This is a genomic window from Okeania sp. SIO2B9 (genome assembly GCF_010672505.1).
In the GTDB taxonomy this organism is placed as follows: Bacteria; Cyanobacteriota; Cyanobacteriia; order Cyanobacteriales; family Microcoleaceae; genus Okeania; species Okeania hirsuta.
Genome location: NZ_JAAHGK010001719.1, coordinates 1 through 1220, shown reverse-complemented (window position 1 = coordinate 1220; position 1220 = coordinate 1). Strand labels below are relative to the sequence as shown.

Sequence of the window (1220 nt, the reverse complement as noted above, 5' to 3'; positions counted from 1 at the left end):
AATCTTCTTCTTTTCAAGGAGAGGTAATTATTAATTACAGGACTTACACAGAGACTCTATATATATTATATATATAGCGAGGGCAAATACCATAAATAACCTACAGATGGTGGTTTAAAAGTAAATTTGCGTAAGTCCTGAATTATTAATTGTTGAAAATCAAGCCCTTTTCAAACGATATAACTTATTATCAAAAACAGATTCTAGCTCCCCTCCTTGTTCCTGTTCAACAAATGATTTGAACTGCTTATCTGGAAGGTATATGAACACTTCTTCATACTTTTGCGCTAGCTCCGGTATATTAAAATAACTTGAAAATTCACTTGCCTCAACATCATTTATCACTTGGAAGTCAACATCTTTATTGACCAAATGACTCAAACCTAAAACAAAACTGTGCGTAGCTTCACTCATAACAACCGGACGATTTGCAACATTAATCAGTGGAGCCATCTTTAAATTTAATGCATTTGCTGTTCTGCCTTGTTCTAGGTAATCCCAACCTGGTGTTTTGGCGATCGTGATGGCTGATATAACTCCAACGAAAACCATTGTTAGATATGCAAATCTCCAAAATACTTTTTCCCAAGCGTAGAATGAAAAGATAATACATTTAGTCAGGAAATAGGCGACAGAAATTTGCACGAATAATAGAGAAGGAAGTAGATATCTAGATTGCAAAGAGCGTCCGCCACCCAAAATTAGATCGGCAGTTACCAGAACTAGAGGTGTCAATACAATTGAGATCACTACTAATGACCAAACTCTCCTGGGTGTAAATCGAATCAGAAAGTATAAAGATATAACAACAAGACCAAAGATTAAATAACTAGAATAAGGCTCTATTCTAGGAACGGAATTATTCCAATTTAAAAAGCAACTACCTAAGCTATTGAGCAAACCTCTGATCAAAATAGAAATATTGGAGTTTCGACTACTTACCCATTGTGTCTTTTCTTGAATTTCATTGATACTTGTCAAGATCACAATTATCCAAGGGAGAAATGCTACGAAAGCAACTGACATACTGACAAGAAAAGGAACTAAGTAAGAACGAATTTGCTTGAGGCCAAGCGAAAGTATATACAAGCAGTAACCAAAAGCAACAAATACAAAAAACAGGTGTGAATAGAAACCGAAGATGAAAGTCAGCGTGCAAATTACCCAACTTAGTTTATCATTTTTCCTCATAGCACTTCTACGTGCTATGAGGAAAAATA

The 1220-nt window shown here is 35.2% G+C and carries 1 protein-coding gene; it reads right to left on the bottom strand.

Annotation, left to right across the window (positions count from 1 at the left end; all coding sequences use genetic code 11):
• Nucleotides 1–159: 159 nt before the first annotated feature.
• A partial coding sequence (locus tag F6K13_RS33960; RefSeq protein ID WP_287290051.1) for a hypothetical protein occupies nt 160–1220 on the bottom strand: 1061 nt, incomplete at its 5' end.